This is a genomic window from Microcoleus sp. B6-A1 (assembly GCF_036705085.1).
Taxonomy (GTDB): Bacteria; Cyanobacteriota; Cyanobacteriia; order Cyanobacteriales; family Microcoleaceae; genus Microcoleus.
In genome coordinates this window covers 31745-49257 of the sequence record NZ_JAUBTU010000052.1, presented here as the reverse complement: position 1 = coordinate 49257, position 17513 = coordinate 31745, and the positions used below count along the sequence as shown (strand labels likewise).

At 46.0% G+C, this 17513-nt stretch carries 18 protein-coding genes; 5 read left to right on the top strand and 13 right to left on the bottom strand.

Translation table 11 applies throughout. The features are described 5' to 3' along the window. Window positions 1-78: 78 nt before the first annotated feature. The 7 genes from QUB11_RS19425 to der form a co-directional block, all read right to left on the bottom strand. Window positions 79-693, bottom strand: a complete 615-nt coding sequence (locus QUB11_RS19425) for a cell division protein SepF (RefSeq protein WP_333391431.1) — start codon at window positions 691-693, stop codon at window positions 79-81. Window positions 694-810: 117 nt separating this feature from the next. Beyond that, a complete protein-coding gene (locus tag QUB11_RS19420) occupies window positions 811-1476 on the bottom strand; it encodes a YggS family pyridoxal phosphate-dependent enzyme (RefSeq protein ID WP_333391430.1) in 666 nt (221 codons plus the stop codon). A 72-nt stretch (window positions 1477-1548) separates the two neighbouring features. After that, window positions 1549-1818, bottom strand: coding sequence for a transcriptional coactivator PipX (gene pipX, locus QUB11_RS19415; protein WP_333058020.1), 270 nt, complete (start codon window positions 1816-1818; stop codon window positions 1549-1551). 42 nt (window positions 1819-1860) lie between these two features. Beyond that, complete coding sequence (gene acpS, locus QUB11_RS19410) at window positions 1861-2319, bottom strand: holo-ACP synthase (protein WP_333059107.1); 459 nt, start codon at window positions 2317-2319, stop codon at window positions 1861-1863. Between the two features lie 165 nt (window positions 2320-2484). Then, window positions 2485-3483 (bottom strand): energy-coupling factor transporter transmembrane protein EcfT, encoded by a 999-nt coding sequence (locus QUB11_RS19405; RefSeq protein ID WP_333391428.1) that lies wholly within the window; start codon window positions 3481-3483, stop codon window positions 2485-2487. 271 nt (window positions 3484-3754) lie between these two features. Continuing rightward, entirely contained in the window at window positions 3755-4126 is a 372-nt protein-coding gene (locus QUB11_RS19400) for a four helix bundle protein (RefSeq protein ID WP_333391426.1), read from the bottom strand. Window positions 4127-4232: 106 nt separating this feature from the next. Beyond that, on the bottom strand, window positions 4233-5594 hold the full coding sequence (der, locus tag QUB11_RS19395; RefSeq protein ID WP_242723117.1) for a ribosome biogenesis GTPase Der: 1362 nt from the start codon (window positions 5592-5594) through the stop codon (window positions 4233-4235). Window positions 5595-5839: 245 nt separating this feature from the next. On the opposite strand from der, the gene QUB11_RS19390 reads away from it, so the two are divergent. After that, entirely contained in the window at window positions 5840-7048 is a 1209-nt protein-coding gene (locus tag QUB11_RS19390) for a NupC/NupG family nucleoside CNT transporter (RefSeq protein WP_333391423.1), read from the top strand. 221 nt (window positions 7049-7269) lie between these two features. Then, window positions 7270-7857: an acireductone dioxygenase gene (locus QUB11_RS19385; RefSeq protein ID WP_333391420.1), complete on the top strand. Its 588-nt coding sequence runs from the start codon at window positions 7270-7272 to the stop codon at window positions 7855-7857. Window positions 7858-7949: 92 nt separating this feature from the next. Here QUB11_RS19385 and QUB11_RS19380 read toward each other — a convergent pair whose 3' ends face one another. From QUB11_RS19380 to QUB11_RS19365, 4 genes are all read right to left on the bottom strand, one after another. After that, entirely contained in the window at window positions 7950-8768 is an 819-nt protein-coding gene (locus QUB11_RS19380) for a hypothetical protein (RefSeq protein WP_333391418.1), read from the bottom strand. A 199-nt stretch (window positions 8769-8967) separates the two neighbouring features. Continuing rightward, window positions 8968-9441 carry a DUF732 domain-containing protein gene (locus QUB11_RS19375; RefSeq protein WP_333207159.1) on the bottom strand — a complete coding sequence of 158 codons (474 nt, stop codon included), beginning with the start codon at window positions 9439-9441 and terminating at the stop codon, window positions 8968-8970. Between the two features lie 191 nt (window positions 9442-9632). After that, window positions 9633-10247, bottom strand: coding sequence for a cupin domain-containing protein (locus QUB11_RS19370; RefSeq protein WP_333391417.1), 615 nt, complete (start codon window positions 10245-10247; stop codon window positions 9633-9635). A 150-nt stretch (window positions 10248-10397) separates the two neighbouring features. Continuing rightward, window positions 10398-10964 (bottom strand): sigma-70 family RNA polymerase sigma factor, encoded by a 567-nt coding sequence (locus QUB11_RS19365; protein ID WP_333391415.1) that lies wholly within the window; start codon window positions 10962-10964, stop codon window positions 10398-10400. A gap of 622 nt (window positions 10965-11586) precedes the next feature. Between QUB11_RS19365 and QUB11_RS19360 the strand changes: the two genes are divergently transcribed. The 3 genes from QUB11_RS19360 to QUB11_RS19350 all read left to right on the top strand — a co-directional run bounded on the left by QUB11_RS19360 (window position 11587) and on the right by QUB11_RS19350 (window position 16093). Next, complete coding sequence (locus tag QUB11_RS19360) at window positions 11587-12801, top strand: DUF4331 domain-containing protein (RefSeq protein ID WP_333391413.1); 1215 nt, start codon at window positions 11587-11589, stop codon at window positions 12799-12801. Between the two features lie 184 nt (window positions 12802-12985). Further along, a complete protein-coding gene (locus QUB11_RS19355; protein ID WP_333391411.1) occupies window positions 12986-14392 on the top strand; it encodes a tetratricopeptide repeat protein in 1407 nt (468 codons plus the stop codon). A gap of 96 nt (window positions 14393-14488) precedes the next feature. Then, window positions 14489-16093 carry a HoxN/HupN/NixA family nickel/cobalt transporter gene (locus tag QUB11_RS19350; RefSeq protein ID WP_333391410.1) on the top strand — a complete coding sequence of 535 codons (1605 nt, stop codon included), beginning with the start codon at window positions 14489-14491 and terminating at the stop codon, window positions 16091-16093. Between the two features lie 120 nt (window positions 16094-16213). On the opposite strand, the gene QUB11_RS19345 is transcribed toward QUB11_RS19350, so the two are convergent. Both QUB11_RS19345 and QUB11_RS19340 read right to left on the bottom strand, forming a co-directional pair. Further along, window positions 16214-16651 (bottom strand): DUF6918 family protein, encoded by a 438-nt coding sequence (locus tag QUB11_RS19345; protein ID WP_333206251.1) that lies wholly within the window; start codon window positions 16649-16651, stop codon window positions 16214-16216. Window positions 16652-17024: 373 nt separating this feature from the next. Continuing rightward, on the bottom strand, window positions 17025-17207 hold the full coding sequence (locus QUB11_RS19340) for a hypothetical protein (RefSeq protein ID WP_333206253.1): 183 nt from the start codon (window positions 17205-17207) through the stop codon (window positions 17025-17027). Window positions 17208-17513 lie beyond the last annotated feature (306 nt).

The window sequence follows — 17513 nt, the reverse complement described above, 5'->3', positions numbered from 1 at the left end:
TCAACAGTCAACAGTCAACAGTCAACAGTCAACAGTCAACAGTCAACAGTCAACAGTCAACAGTCAACAGTCAACAGACTACTGAGCGATGGGAGCTTGTTCTGCCGGCCAGACTGTCGGTGCAGGAGCAGCAGCACGAGGGCGTCCTTGAGCAGGAGGCACTTCGTGAACCACACCAGACTGAGTTCTCACCTGCACGCAGCTAGGCGTAAACAAGAAAATACTTTCGCCAATTCGCTCTTGATGACCGTCCAGGGCATAAGTACCGCCCGCCACAAAGTCCACAGCTCTTTGCGCTTGGTCTGGGTCCATCACCGTCAGGTTCAAAACCACAGACTTGCGTTCCTTAAGGGCTCGAATTGCTGCCGGCATCTCTTCAAAAGTGCGCGGCTCCATTACGACTACTTCCGAAATCCCGTTCATAGCTCCAGGCATTCCAATCACGTTATTCATTACTGACCCTACTCCCCCGGTTGGTGCAACGACATCCATACCTGTCGATCCTACTACTGACCGCTCTCGCATTCTACGATTTTGACGACGTTCTTCTTCGGCTGCGACTGCAGCGGGGTTGGGTTCAGGCGCTTGGTAGAAGTTCTGATAGCGCTCCCCTTCCGTTTCGTCGTACACGTCATCGTACTCAGGCTCATTGTTGATGCCTACAAAATCTCGCAGTTTAGAAAAAATATTCATGATTTACGCTCCTTCACGACTTTGCTGCCCCGACTATACTCGCGTTGCGCGTTAGTCGCGGGTAGCTGACTATTCTATATTTAACCCAAATTGTCTTTATCAGAAGATTTCAATTATTTATCCCCTCCTAGAGCCAAATAAGGTTTGTCCTAGCCGTACCATAGTAGCACCTGCTTGAATTGCCAAATGATAATCTCCCGACATCCCCATCGAGAGCTGCAGCATTTGAATGCAGGGCAAATTTTGCTGCTGGATTTTGTCAGCAAGTTCGCGGGTGCTGTTAAATAATTCTAGGATTTGCGACTCATCTAATCCCAGCGGAGGAATTGTCATCAAACCTTGAATTTTGAGCTGCTGACATTTGCTGAGTTCTGGAAGGTCGGCCAGCAGTTCTGGAACGCTCCAGCCGTATTTGTCCGGGTCGGGCAACATTTTCACTTGCAGGCAAACTTGGGGAGAGCAGGACATTTCCCCTGCCAAGCGCGAAAGTCGCTGAGCGAGTTTTAAATTGTCGAGAGAGTGAATCCACTGGAAATGCTCTAGGGCCTTGGCGGCTTTGTTGGCTTGCAAGTGCCCGATCAAGTGCCAGTTGATATCCGGTAAATCTTGCAGTTGGCTTTGTTTTTCGGCAGTCTCTTGAACCTTACTCTCGCCAAAATCCCGGATACCGGCCTCGTATGCTTCGCGGATAGCATCAGTCGGTACCTGTTTGGTAACGGCAATTAACCGCACTGATTCGGGCAAGTCTTGGCGAATGCTGTTAATTCGAGAGGCAATGGTCATGGGTGCTCAACGCTCTTGACTGGAGGGAAGGAAAATTAAGACAGTTACCAATTACCAAATTACTGATTTTCGTTATTGAAATGTGCGCTGGTGAATGGTCTGCAATTGGTCGTACTCGTGATATTGACCGCTGCGACGCAGGGTTCGCAGGCGAATTTCGACCATGAGGCGAGCGTCGGAGCGACTGATTGGTTCAAATCTCAGCCCGCCAGGGCCGTTTGTCACCAAAAAAAACAGGCGCTGGGCGTATAGGGTGGTAAATAATTCTTGGCTGTCTTCAACCTGGGATACCCTGAAGAGGAGGCCAAAGTTTGGATGATTCAGGTAAGTTTCGGTAGTCATTCACACTCACAATCGATCAATTTTAGATTAAAGATTTAGATTTTAGATTTTAGTTTCGCTCGATCGCCCGACGGCGTTGTTTGACGGCGGGCTACAAAGGGCGATCGCCGTAGCCGTGCAGTAGTCTCCGTCGTGGCTGAGGCTCAATTGCCACTGGCAATTTCCCCAAACAGAGGCTTGTGCTGCTGCGGTTCCGTGCAGTTGCACATTGGGAGCACCGTTTTCGGAGCGCCGAATTTCCACATCTGCATACCGTATTCCCCGCCATCCCGTGCCTAGAGCTTTGACAACGGCTTCTTTTGCTGCCCAGCGGCCCGCTAGCTGGTTGCAGGAAACTCGATTCATTTTACCTTTAATGCTGCTGTGTTGAGAATTTAGTTGCCCGCAATCCCTTTGTTCGGCGGGCGTGTAAACTTTTTCCAGGAAGCGATCGCCAAACCGGTCTAATGCAGCTTGTATGCGCGGAACATATACGATATCTGTCCCAAGATAGATGTTCAAGGTCTTGGTTCTCTAAATATTTGTCTCCATTACTTTAGCAGGACTGTCGCGCACCAGACAAAACTTACTCAAATGTAGGTCGGTGTTCCAAACCCCGCTCGAATCAGTCATTCCCAATTCTTCAATATTATTCAATCTAAAATCTAAAATCTAAAATCTAAAATCTCAACTGTCCCAGCCCCAAACCAAGCGGGCGCTCCAGAGGACGAGCAAGCAGCCGAGGGCGATCCAGTCTCGGATTTTCAATTGCAACTGGTGCCATTCTACACGGTGTCGATCGGGACTGGTGAAGCCGCGAACTTTCATGGCGCTGGCAATTTGTTCAGCTCGCAAAAGCAAGTTTTCTAACAGCCGTTCCGCTATCATCAACCACACTTGAGCGGCGCTGCGAAATCCGAGTTTTTTCCAGTTTATCGCTCTGGTTCTGACCGATCGCACTAAATTTTGTATTTCTTCCAATACTAGGGGAATAAATCGCAAAGATAAAGTTAATGTTAAGGCTATTTCGGTAATAGGCCAGTTCAAGCGGCGCAGGGGCTGCATTAAGTTTTCAAGGGCGGCGGTAATTTCTTCGCTGGCTGTGGTGAGAAGGTAGAGGTTGGTGCTGTAAATTACTGTGAAAAATAGGGTGCTAACGTTGATAGCTAAATCTAGGGATTTGCGGGTGATTTTAATCGGGCCTTGTTTGAATACAACGTAACGGTAGTTTGTGGGTTGGGGGAGTTGATTTGGGCTTTGGGCTTTGGGATTATTGGGGATTGGGGGGTTTGAGCCTAAGTTAAAAGGTTTGTACCAGGGTTTTGGTTGGGGCGGGGGTGGAAGAGTTGCGGGCTGTTGGGAAAAGGTTAATTCGTCGGCGGGGATGCGGGGCTGGTGTTCTGCGGGGAGTCCGTCGGGGGCGATCGCGCTGAGGCAAAATAGTAATAGGCAGAATAGCAGCAGCAGTCCCATTTGCTGTTTCCACACGCGCCAGGGAATTGCTGCTGTTAGTGTCAGTACGATTAACATTCCTACTAGCATGAACCGCCAGATGGGATTGGCGAGTATGGGCGCAATCAGAAATGTCATCAACCAGGCTAGTTTGACGCGGGAGTCTAGCCTGTGAAGCCAGGTTACGGGTTGTTCTAGGTACAATCCTATGGGGAGCGATCGAAGTAAGTCCATCTTGTCGATTTTAGATTTTAGATTTTAGATTTTAGATTTTTTGATTGGGGATTGTTTGATTGATTGATTGGGGATTGATTGATTGGGGATTGTTTGATTGACTGGGGATTGATTGGGATTGTTTGATTGACTGGGGATTGATTGGGGATTATTTGAGGGATTATTTGAGGGATTATTTGATTGATTGATTGGGGATTATTTGAGGGATTGGGGATTGTTTGATTTTTTTTTTGATTTTAGCTTGGCAATTTTTGGGGAATTTGAGATTTTTTTATTTGCGGTTTGCTGCTGGGTTTTTAGCAATTAAAGTTTTGATGGAGGCAACTGTCATCGCTAAAATTTCATTCGTTTCTGACATGATACTCCTCAAGTTAGTGGCATCTACTAATTTAGCTTCAACTATCAACTCCATCCAGTACAAAGATTCATCCGCTTCTTCTTCCACTATTCTGAGTTTGGCAATTAAGTCTGCTGTTGACCTAGCGCGACAAGCTGCTCGATAGTTAGCCCCTACAGAAGTTCCTGAACGAATTAACTGCTTGCCAATTACCTCAGAAACGGTATTTTTTGGCAGCGTACTTACTAACTTAATAACTCTTAATGCTAGCTGCTTCGTTCTTTCTTTAAACTCTTGTTCGTTCATCCGATATTTAGATTTTAGATGAAAAAATTTGCTGTAATTGGCAAGCAATTATATCATCTAACCGCCTTTTTTCTTCAATCTAAAATCTAAAATCTAAAATCTAAAATTACTTCACCCGCAGTGCTCTGTTGGTTGTGCTCATTTCGGTGGCACGAACTTTTTTGCCTCTCCAAAGCAGCCGCATTGGTGTACCGGTAAAGCCAAGGTGTTTGCGGAATTGGCTTTCCATGTAGCGGCGGTAATTTTCGGTGAAGCGTTTGGGATCGTTGACAAATAGGGCGATTGTCGGTGGCTGCGATCGCACTTGAGTACCGTAATAGATTTTGCCTTGTTTTCCTTGGCGGGTAACTGGGGCTGAGTGCCAGCTTGTGGCTTCTTCTATGACTTCGTTAATCACGGCGGTAGTGACGCGGCGTTTGTGTTCGTCGGAGGCTTTGTCTACTAATTCAATGATTTTTTCAACTCGCTGTCCACTCATGGCGCTAACAAAAATCATTTCTGCCCAGTCGAGGAAATAAAGTCTGGTTCTGACTTCTCTTTCGTACTCGTAGATGGTGTCGGAGTCTTTTTCTACTGCGTCCCATTTGTTGACGACTATGATGCAGGCGCGACCTTCTTGGCTGATGCGATCGGCTAATTTTTGGTCTTGATCCGTAACGCCGTCAATTGCGTCAATTACTAATAGTATGACGTTGGCGCGGCGGATGGCTTTGAAAGCGCGGTTGATGCCGAAAAATTCTGCGCCGTATTCGACGTTTTTCTTTTTGCGAATTCCTGCTGTATCAATCAGGCGGTAGGTTTGACCGTTGCGTTCTACTAAGGTGTCGATCGCGTCGCGGGTAGTGCCGGAAATCGGGCTGACTATGGCGCGGTTTTCTCCGAGAAATGCGTTTAACAAACTCGATTTGCCTACGTTGGGACGACCGATAATTGCTACTTTAATCTCCTCAACTTCGGGTAATACTTCTGTGGGAAGATAAGTAATTAATTTGTCAAGCAATTCGCCGGTGCCGTTGCCGTGAATGCCGGAAATTGGGTAGGGTTCTCCGAGTCCCAATTGCCAAAAGTCGGCTGCTTGGGTAAGCCCTGTATTTTCCGATTCGCATTTGTTGACGGCGAGAATGACTGGGACTTTTTGCAGTCTCAGCCAAGATGCGATCGATTCGTCGCCGCCGGTGAGTCCGGTTTGTCCGTCTACTACGAAAATGGCTGCGCTGGCTTCTGCGAGGGCTGCCATTGCTTGTTCGCGAATTAAAGGCAGAAATTCTGTCTCGTCGTCGAATACTAGCCCGCCGGTGTCTACGACTTGATATTCCCGATCGCCCCAGTATGCTGGTCTGTAAGTGCGATCGCGCGTGATTCCTGGTTCGTCGTGGACGATCGCGTCTTGGGTGTTGGCTAAACGGTTGACGATCGTCGATTTGCCTACATTGGGGCGTCCAATAATAGCAACTATAGGTAGAGACATAAAAGTAGCAGCAATTAGGCTGCGCCGTAATTTTGAGGTTTAGCCTTTTATTGTAAGCGAAACTGGCTGATATTGTATGCGATCGGGCGGCATCGTGTATTACACGCCTTCCGGGGCTGTGCCGCCCGCGCCGCGAACTCATGGCAACCTCTGGAAACGAGATAAAGTACGATCGGACTGTTAATCTGGATTACCAGAGCTTGGTAACGATAAATGCTTCCTCCACATTCTCTAAAAATTGCTAAATGGAACGACTTATTTCTGTATTGGGGTTAGCTATTTTTGTCGGTTTGTCCTACGTCTTTTCTGTCGATCGGCGCGCTGTCAAGTGGCCGCCCGTATTGTGGGGAATTGCTTTACAGCTAATTTTTGCTATTTTGATTCTCAAAACTGCTCCTGGTTTGGCTGTCTTTAAAATTTTGGGAGATTTGGTGACGCAGTTTCTCAATTTTTCTGATGTGGGGGCAAAGTTTATATTTGGAGACAATTTTGCCGAACACTTTATCGCTTTTAAAGTGCTGCCGACTATCATTTTTTTCTCTTCGTTTATCACCCTACTTTATCACTACGGCATTTTGCAGCGAGTTGTGCAATCCGTGGCCTGGTTGATGATTAAAACTATGAAAACTTCCGGCGCAGAAACGCTTTCTTGTGCTGGGAATATCTTTATCGGGCAAACGGAATCTCCTTTGTTAATTAAACCTTATTTGGCGACGATGACGCTCTCGGAACTCCATGCTGTCATGACGGGAGGATTTGCCACAATTGCCGGCGGAGTCATGGCAGCTTATATTTCTTTTGGAGTACCGGCTCAACATTTAATTTCGGCGTCGGTGATGTCTGCACCAGCAGCTTTGGCTATTTCTAAATTGCTGTACCCAGAAACTGAAAAGTCGCTGACTGCTGGGGAGGTGGAGGTGAAGGTGGAAAAGGTTTATGCTAATGCGGTGGATGCGGCGGCTTCGGGTGCTAGCGACGGGTTGAAGTTGGCGGCGAATGTGGCCGCTATGCTGATTGCTTTTTTGGGTTTGTTGGCTTTTTTTAATGCGCTTTTGGGGTGGTTTGGAGGGCTAATTAGTTTGCCTCAGTTGTCGCTAGAATTAATTTTTGCTTATTTGATGGCTCCGGTTGCTTGGCTGATGGGGGTGCCTTGGGCTGATTGTGCAGAGGTGGGGATTGTTTTGGGAAAAAAAACGATTTTGAATGAGTTTATTGCTTATTTAGATTTGATGGAATTGGTGAAACAACAGGCGATTTCTGAACGATCGCAAATTATCTCGACTTATGCTTTGTGCGGGTTTTCTAACATTGGTTCGATCGGGATTCAGATTGGGGGAATTGGCGCGATGGCTCCGCAGCGGCAAGGCGATTTGGCGAGGTTGGGCGTGAGGGCGATGATTGCTGGCTCTTTGGCTTGTTTTATGACTGCTTGTATCGCGGGGATGCTGATTTGAAAGTTGTGAGTTTTTAGTTAAGCTGTGCGGTGCTTATGGTGCACGTTACATTAACTCCAGTAAATCTTATTAAATAAAAGTTAAAAAACCCACCAAATTATTTGATTGGTGGTATTACTTTGATCATTGGCGAGGCAGGACATGGAATTTTAGCGATCGGCTATTATTGAAAATAAGCAGGAGTTTAGTTTTTGACGAAAGCTTAAAACAGTAGCTTAAAAATGGAAACTAAATTTCCCTCAAAGCTCAACAAATTAGGTGGTAATATGGCTGTTCTGCAACTAGAAAACGGTAGAACATATACGGATATCCGGGCGATCGCGAGTCAACTGGCAGTTTTAAATATTGAGATCGATTCCCTGCCCGCCAACGAAAATCCGGCGTTTCAAGAACTGCTAGTTCAAGACATTCTCAATGTAACAGAAAAACAGCAGATTCTCGCAGCATATAATAGCGAGTTTGAACAGTTTAAGCGCGCCAGCGGATATCGGTGGTGCGACTTAAAAGTGCTGCATCCAGGTTCGCAGCAGATTTACGCGCTGATGACTCAAAGCGATCGCACTCATACCCACACAGATGCAGAAGTTCTTCACATTTTAGCTGGGGAATGCGTTTTTGGGTTTGTGTATTCTAACGGCTCTCAGGTACAATTAATGCTGCAAGCTGAAGAATACATTAAAGTGCCGGCTAATACCGAACATTGGTTTTATCTCACTCCGTCGCTGTACTTGAAAGCCTTGCAGTATTACACCAGTGCTCAAGGCTGGGTTCCTAAGTATACCAACAGGAAACTAAAAATTAAAAACTAAATCTAGGGTGCGCTTCGGCGCACCTTCCTCTATCAAAATAGGCGATGGAAATGGCGACACTACAAACAAAGTCTCTCTATAAAAGACGAGGATTAAATGCTTTCTACTTCATTAGGTGCGGCCATTTCAATTTCTTCGCAACGCTGCAAAAGCGCTTCTATTTCCTGAGCTAAAAAAATTACTTCCGGCCAAGAAGAACCGTTGATTAAATCTTGAGCGTGAGCTAATTTGTTTCTCAATGCTTCTGCTGACTTTAAAAAACGCTCCCCGTAGCGTTTGGATTTGAGCCCCAGCCGATCGACTATTTCAGCAGAAGTCAGGATTAAATCTCGCTTGTCGCAGAATTGCAGGTAATCGATTAAGTCAATTGCTTCATTCCGCGATCGCCCCAATTCCCAAAGGTGTTTTGCGGCTAAAATGCGATCGCCCTTAAGGAATTTCTGCCAAGAATCTTGGGGAAAGTAAATCCGCACGATTCGCAATAAATTCATTTCCAGAAGCGTCACCAATCCAAACAGCAGCATCCGCACCGGTGCTTTTTGCAAATCGCCGCAGGTAACTATACCGTTGATCCTGTTGCTTTCTAATACAAATAATCTCGGTTTTTCTCGCAGCAGCGGCAGCAATTCCATCAAAGGAGTCGAAGCGGCAATTAATTGGGAGGGGTGAAAAATTTGCTGGTAGTCACTGCACTTACCTGTCATTAAGTGCGATCGTTCTACATAGCCGCAAACCGTGCCGTTTTCTTCAATACCGAGCACGTCAAAATCGCGGGCCTCCATCCACGATCGCAATTTGGCTGCATCTTCGCAAGCGGGGACAGCTTTCAGCGGTTCCGCGAGGTATTTAACTGTAATGCTGTCTTTGAATAAATCCCGCAAGTCGGCGGAACTTGATTTTAAATGTTTCATCTCATGTCCGGTAATTTCATGAATCGTTGCCCGACAAAATGACAATTAATATTGTAACTGCCAGTAAAGACGCCGTATTACCGTGGGAGAATCTCAGTTTTGTAAAAAGCGTTTTTTAGAAGTGCGATCGTCCCCCTTGCACTCCTGTAAAATCACAACAGAGATGCTGCCTTACCGTGTCCCTACAAATTTCATGATATTACTTACTGGCTAACTCCGGGCAATAATGGTTGGTGGCAAGAGTAGTAATAATATCGGCATCCGCCAGAAAACTTTCTTTGGCAGTTGGATTTTCGATACTGACAGCTTGCCCGATCGCTCTTAATTTAACTTCCGGCAGAGAAACTCCCGATTTTGCTTCCGCACACATTCTTTTAGCGGCCGCAATTTTTTGACCAGGGGCCCTTCGGATTGCTTGCAGTAAATTATCCGTTGCTTCGGGAGAGTAGCTTTTTGCTAAGCGTTTGTAGTCTTCGAGAAATTTCCCATCGTTTCCTGTCAGCTTAATGTCTGATTCTTGAGGCGAACACAACAAATTTAAGTTAATTACTTCTCCCACTGAATTAACAAGAAAACATCCTTCGCGTTCTTGGGCGACCGCGCTTTGGTTGCTGGGTACAAATTGTATAATAAGGGCGGACAAAACAGCAGTTATATGCGAGTATTTTAGCATTGTAATTACGTGATATAGTTGGCATTTCTAACCGCCGACTGCGGAGCAATGCGGGTGTTTTTGAGTGAGATCGTGTCCGGTAAATTAACCGAAATAATTGTAGGGGCGGCTTTCACCAACCATCTATACTTATAACTAAAAATCTACATAAACCCGCGCTCCAAGCTGTAGGCAATTCAACAAAAATAATATCAGACGAACATTTCGTTGTCTAGGGAAGTTTTCATTAACAGCAAACATCCCCCTTGTGTGAGGGGCGAATGTGTGGAACCGGGAACCGAGCGAATGTAGTCGCCTTGATGGCAAATTTCCCCTTCTACAATTAAGTCTCCTTCTAATACAAGCACTTCCTCCGAGGCAGCGTGTCGGTGCATGGGAAATGTTACTCCCGGTTCGAGTCGCATCAAGCAGGTTATTTCGCGCTTTTTTTTGTCAATGTAAAGCTTGCCGAACGAAACTCCCGGAACTCCATAAGATTTCCATTTGACATCGTGCGATCGCACGATTAAAGATGGAGTATTGTTCTCTGTTGGGGAAGTAGCAATTGGCTTTATATTGGCAGATTCTGTCGGGGTTGGCGGCAGTTCGGCTATGCGCTGGAACAGGCGGTTTTTGAGGTCGGGGGCGACGGGAACTGGGGGGGCTGTGTAGGCGATCGCGGCAATTGTTGATTCCAAAGCAGCTAATTCACTTGTAAGTTCTGCCGACTCTTTCAATTTCTCTGCAAATGCGCCGCGTTCTGACTCGTCGAGGATATCGAGAGCTTGAAGGGCGGCAAGGATTTTATACTCCTCGTCTGGCATCATTTCCATCTGTTTTCCGCCATTAATTGTAATTCAGCCTAGGTTAATTTTAAACTTGAAATTGGTCTGCTGCCCTCGCACTCAAGATGGATGATGGGAGATGCCACAATTTTAGATTGATGTTAAACAACTTAAATTTTGTTTTTTGACTATCTAAAATTCTTCGCTCAAAGCTTGACGCAATTTGGAAATACCCAACCGAATTCTGGTTTTGATTGTACCTGTCGGGATACCAGTTTTAGCTGCGATCGCCGCGCAAGTCAGCCCTTGGTAGTAAGCGAGTTCGATCGCCTGTTGCTGTTCCTTTGGCAGTTTTTCTAAGGCTGCTTTGACTTGTTCCCTGCGTTCTTTAAACATTGCATCTTCCATCGGTTCTGCAACGCTAGAGATGGGTACTTTAGCCTCTTCCAGACAAGCTTCAGCAGCCCGGACTGTTCGCTGGATTGATCGGAGCCGATCGAGGGAACGACTGCGGGTAAGCATGAACAACCAGGTATCTGCTCGACTGCGAGAAGGATCGTAAGTTGCTGCTTTTTGCCAAATTTGGGAAAAAACATCCAGTACCACTTCTTCAGCTTCTTCTACCGAACCCAGGATTTTGTAAGCGAGAGCATAACTGGGACGACCGTAGCGATCGTAAAGTTTAGCTAATGCCGTTTGGTCTTTCTGGGCAATCTGCACTAAAAGCAGCGATTCATCGCCTGACTTCTGGCCTGTCATCTCAGTGTACCGAAAATTTTTGTTTTGACTGCACAGATCCAAAATTAAAAATTCGGCGTATATCACTACAGAACATAATTGTAAGTTTAAAGTTGGGGGTACCAGCTAGAGTATGCCTTTTCGGCATAATTTTGTCGTGCTTTGAATTCTATAAATCCCAAGTCATCTTGGATTTTACCACCTAATTAATTATTTGGTTGAGACTTAGCAATCCGCTTTATGCAGCACGAAGAAATGCCCGGAGCCTGAACAGTCAAAACAGCGCCCTTCACTCGTTCCCAATCTCTGTCGGCTCGCTCCCAATAAGAGCCTGGAAACCCCTCTAAGCGAGGCTCTGGCTCCGCTCTATCGAGGGAAGCCGTGTCTGGGAGCAGGCATTCCCAAGGATAGTCCGGGAACGAGTAAATCCTCAATTACCCACTTTTTTACATAAATTAGTCTGGCAGCACAGATCCAAAATTGCCAAACCTTCGTATACCACCAATAGGAGAAGGCTCAGCAATAGCGCAAAAGCCCGACAGGTTGACAGATTTCAACCTGTTGCTACAAAAGTAAAACCCGCGAATGCGGGTTATTTACCATTGATTTGTGCAAAAAATTCATTGAAATAAAGGTGCTAACTGTGAAGCTCACAAAAAAAATTCGCCGAACCATACTAGCTATTGAAGTCGCTTTAATTGCTCTATTAACTCCAGGGATAATTGTCGCTTCTGACCACGACGACGGCGAAGTAGATATCAAAGGTCGCGCGGTCAATTTAACTGACCTATATGTATATCGCGAAAAAGACCAAAACTCCGGTGCTGGGGACGGGGATTTAGTATTTACCATGAATTCAAATCCCAGGTCTGTCGCCCGTTATCAATATTATTTCAGCACTACAGCCCTCTACCAATTTCACATCACCCAGGTAGGTGACGTGAATTCTACACCTACTGGACGTTCGGATATTATCTTGCGGTTTGCCTTCAGTCCGCCTAACAATAGAGGTATGCAAGCGGTAGCTGTAACTGTTGTTCGCGGTGGCTCGGAGACTGTTGCTAAGACTACAGTTAACGGCGGGCTAATTGCTACAACTCCGCTGAATTCTAATGCTGTTTTGAATACAGTACCTGTGGGCGGTTCTAACTTGACTGTATTTGCGGGTTTACGCGAAGACCCGTTTTTCTTTGATGTGGAACAATTTTTCCGAGTTCGCGCCGCAGCTTTGGGAACGGGGCCACGCACTGCTTTTAAAGAACCGAGTCAAGCCGTGGACTTTACTAAAGGTTACAACGTAAATACAATTGCTGTGCGCGTTCCGAAAGCGTTTTTGCAAGCAGGAAGTGGGGCGAATACTTTTGATGTTTGGTCAACTGTTTCTATCAGAGACGGAGCTGGCGGTTTCAAACAATTCGAGCGTTTGGCAAGACCTGCAATTAATGAAGGTTTGATAGTTACTCCCGCTTATCTGGAAGCATTCAATAATATTCCTCCGAGATCGGATTTGAGCGCTGCTGCTGCTCCGGTGCGTCAGGAAGCTGTTGCTACTCTGAATGCTGTGGATCTTTTGGACGGTCGGGATAATGTCGATCCAAATGCGATCGCCGGAGCTTTCTTACCCGATGTCATGCGGATTGATACCACAAAAACCAGCGGCTACGCTAGCGCTACAAATGCTCAAGGAAGCTTGATCGGAGGTCGTATGCTGATGGACGACGTTATTGATATCACTCTGGGAGCTTTGGTGGGTTCTCCGGTTGGCGATAACGTTTCATATAACGGAACTCCGGGAAATCCGGCTCAGGGACACAAACCTTTAGAACCGAATTTTCCTTATTTGGCTTTGCCTAATTAGTCAGTTGACAGTTGACAGTTGACAGTTGACAGTTGATGGTAGTCAGCTCTATGAATGTAGGGTGCGTCGCTATGAGATTTTTAATGAAACTTGCAGATTATAGATGGCGACGCACCTTACCACAATAGAAAAGGCTTTTTTTGACCGCAGATGAAGGCGGATTAACGCAGATGAACGCGGATGTATGAAAACTAAAACTAAACTGGAAATAAAATCGGATATTTTCTCGTGGTGGCTGCTGATAGTAGTTCCGTTAGTTGGGATGGTAGTAGTAAATTTACCTCCTAATTTGCGTTTTGTTTCAGAAAAATTTTCCAACAAAAGTCCCAAAAATCTCGATGCTAATTACCGCTATCATTTCTCGGAAAGTTTGAGAAATAATCCCAATCAAAAGGAAGCAATTCAGCAAGAAATAGCTTTTTACCAGCAGCGATTGGCCGTTGATTCCCGTAGCGGTTTGAACCGGGCGTCACTGGCAGGTTCTTATTTAAAAATGGCTCGCGCTACTGGGGAGGGAGGTTGGTTTTTATTGGCAGAACAAGCGGCTCAAAGGTCGATCGCCGATTTGCCTTTTGACAACAAAGGTGCGCTGTTAGTTTTAGCTCGAATTGCCGAGGCCAGACACGATTTTGCTACTGCTTTACGCTTTGCTAAGCAGGTGGGTTCTGACAATGAAGATGCGATCGCCCTGAAAGTTACATCTCACTTAGCGATGGGTAAAGTGAGTGAGGCAAATGCAGCCGCCGAAGCCTTAGTTAACCGGGTTCCTAACTTGGGTTCTCTCACTTTGAGAGCTTTAGTGAGAGAGTCTCAGGGCCGAGATGCTGAGGTTTTGCAGGATTACCGGCAAGCAATGGCGGCAGAGGAACCGGGAGAGGTTGGGGGTTCGGCGCGGGCCCGATCGCTCTTGGGGCGGTTTTACGCGCGTCGCGGGCAGTTTGTGCAGGCGAAAGCACTGTTTTTGGAGGCGCTGCGGTTGGTGCCGCGATACCCGCTGGCGCTGATTTATTTGGCGGATTTGGAGACGCGCCAGGGCAATTATCGGGAGGCGGAAGGCTATTACAGCAAGGTTTCTGCGTATTCTGGCGGGGTTGAGACTGTGTTCGATCGCATTGTCGATCGCGGTATGGCGAGGGTGAAGGATTTGCAGGGAGATGCGATCGAATCCCGACGACTTCGTGACAAAGCAGAAGCGGGGCTGCGACAGGAACAGGTTTCTGGATCTAGCGGTTTTGGACACCGGCGCGATTTGGCAAGTTTGCTGCTGGAAAAAGGTCGATCGCAGGATGTCGCGGAAGCGCTGGCGTTAATGCAGGATGAGGTGAAAATTCGCCGGGATGCGGTGACGCTGGATACTTTAGCTTGGGCGCTTTCCGCTGCTGGGGAATGGCAAAAGGCCGATCGAGTGATGGCCGAAATAGTGCGATCGGGGATTCGGGATGCGGGGATGTTTTACCGGGCTGGTGCGATCGCCCGGACTTTAGGTAAGGATGCTGAATCTCGCGCTTATTTTCAAAAGTCCAAGGAAATTGATCCGACTTTTGACGATCGATCTCGCCAAGCATTAGGTTTGGGAAGTTATGAATTTTGAGCCGTAGGGGCGGGTTCACCAATAATCTTATGGGATATAGACAATTTAAATAAACCCGCCCCCACCCGACGAAAAAACTCTTAAAAGGATATACTTATGCAATACAAACTAAACCGAGTTTCAAAATTATTTATCCTATTTTTCCTGACACTTTCCTTGTTACTAACAACCTCAACCATGCCCGTTTACTCGCACTGGTCAGACTTATCCGTAGCAGAAATAGTAGTCAACGATTTGCAAACCGAAGTAACATTAACTTTCCCAACAGGCTTAACAAACTTCGCCGACGACAATCGAGACAGCCAGCTACAACCTGCTGAAGTTCGCAGCCACCAAACACAACTAGAAAAGTTTTTCAGCCAACAAATTCGCATCACCAACAGCAGCAACATTCAAGGCTCCGTAGCAGTAAACCCGCTAGAAATAGCAGCTAAAAGCACCAGTGTTATCCAGCAGCCCAATACCCACAGCACCTTAATTTTACACTACACCTGGCCCGCACCTTCTCAAGATAAAACTCCCGCTTTACCTGATGCAATTTCCATCTCCAAACCTAATTTTCGGATTAATTACAATCTGTTTTTGCCCGGAGTTCCGACAGCTAGCTGTCAAGCTACGATTGTGCAAGCCGGTGCTGTAAAAAGCTTTGTGTTTACGCCGCAAAACCGCGACTTTTTGTTAGCAGGAAAGGAATCTATCTGGGATTCAGGTTGGAGTTTGCTGCTAGCAGTAGCGGGAGCATTTGCTTGGGGATGCGTGCACGCGATGTCGCCCGGACACGGAAAAACCATAGTCGGCGCTTATTTAGTGGGTTCGCGGGCTACTCCTATACACGCTTTATTTCTAGCAGCGACCACTACAATTACTCACACTGCAGGCGTGTTTGCGGTGGGCGGAATTACTTTGTTTGCTTCTAACTTAATTGATCCAGAAAAATTAGATCCTTGGCTGAGTTTAATCTCTGGTTTATTAGTAGCCTTCATCGGGCTAAATTTACTCTTAGAAAAAATCAAGACTAGGTTATACCATTTATCTAAAATCGTGCAACACTCTTCGACCCCCCCTAGCCCCCCCTTGCAAAGGGGGGGAACAAGAATACTGTTGCATTCTTTTTTAAAATTGGTATTAGTGGTGAAAACTGAATTTATCAAAAAAATTAAGAATAAATTTTTTAATAAAAACTGGTTTTTAAGGACGGAACTCCTTAATATAAACCGTGAGGAACCAGTAAACCTTTTAAATAGAGGAAGTTGGGAGAGAGAATTTACACCTGTAAAACCAGCTATATCTCACGACTACCACCATCACGGAGACGGCCGTATTCACTCGCATTTGCCCCCCGGTGCGGACGGTTCTGCTATTACTTGGAAAAGCTTATTGGCCTTGGGAATTTCCGGCGGTTTGTTGCCTTGTCCTTCGGCTTTGGTGATGCTGTTGAGCGCGTCGGCTTTGGGCAATGTTGGTTTGGGAATGATGTTAGTGGTAGCGTTTAGTTTGGGATTGGCTTTAGTGCTGAGTGCGATCGGGTTAATCTTAGTTTATGCAAAACGAAATTTTGATAAACTGCCAAAACAGATAACAGCAGTTAAATTTCTGCCGACGCTTAGTGCGATGTTTGTAATGTTTTTGGGGTTGGGAATTACCGGACAGGCGATGTGGAAAATATTGGCTGCCAATCAGTGGGTAATTGGCAATGGATAAGCATAAAATTATGACTCTCGCTCCTAACTACAAACTTACGAATAAGTCGGATTTTAGATACCCGATTTCTGCAAGAAGCCGGGTATCTGGGTATTCTGTTTTTTAGCCGTTGCTCACTTCTCAGGCCGCACTATGTTTATTAATAATTTCGGCTAAATCCGGTACTCCCTTTTCTACATAAGTCTTAGCTGAGGGGCGGAGTTTGCCATAGGCGCCTTTAACCATCGATCTTGTGCTTTTCTCGACCCTTTTGTCACTTATCTGGAGCAATTCGTCTGCTACTTCACCTTTTCTTTGGGCTAGATATTCTACTGGGTTGCCATTGTTTACGGCTTCAGTCCACATCGGATCGAGTGCGATCGAGATTTCTGGCAGAAGTTGATCGACGACTTGGGCGCAATAGTCAGCCCGTATCCCCTTGACAGTAGAGTAGGCAGCTTTAAGAGCCATGCCACCCAATCCTGACGCTGCAGCAACTTGTTTGTCTATCAACTTCACACAGTCATTCACAAAAGTTTCTCTGTTGTTTTCATTCAATAGAATATCGCTAAGTCCCATTTTTACTCTCCTTGATTTAATAGTCAATGTGCTTATTAGCTTTGAGCTCAATCTGAAATCATATATCTATTTTGAGCCTTTATTCAAGGTTTCCCAAGTTTTTTAAGGTTTGAATGTCTTTATAAGACAGCCTGATGTTGAGATTTGTTGAGTATTTTATGGGAATTAATGTTCGATCTACTACTAATTATTGGTCTACGGTTTGTAGTAAGGGCTTTAGTCCTTATTAGGTGATATTAATGAGGACTAAAGCCCTGACTACAAACTGATGATTTGTGAACAGCCACATAGAAAAGAGGACAGCTCGAAAAAAATATTAGAAAGGCTCTGCCTAAGTTTGAGCGCCCTTGCACGTATGATCTGGCACCTATCATTAGGATTGGACATTGGGCTTGATGCCCGCAGGTACTGCAACGACAGGAAGTTTCTGGGTTTGAGCCGGGCGATCGCTCGATCGCAATACCAAATTTTTCGGTAATTTCGCGGAAGTGCTTAGTCCGGGAAATATGTGAAGCGATAAGGTTAAGCCGGCCGCCAATAATACTTTTTCTAACATGGCATTGTCTCCCATACATATGCCCTAGGGCATAATTCCTCTTACACCTCCAACATATAAACATCCTCAGTCGCTTGGTGCGATCGCACGGGCATAGTTTAAGTGACATCTATCACCACTGAGAAGGGGGTGATGGGGATAGGGGGTGATGGGCCCTAGGGAAGTGGGGGAGAGTGGGAAATCTTTCCTCGCACTTCTGGCGTCAATATCCGTTGAAGGTGTTAAATTCCTTACACTGGTTCGTTGGCAAAATTCCCCCCAAATCGAGAATTGTCCTTGAGAAAGAAGCCGTTGAGTCTCTCTCAA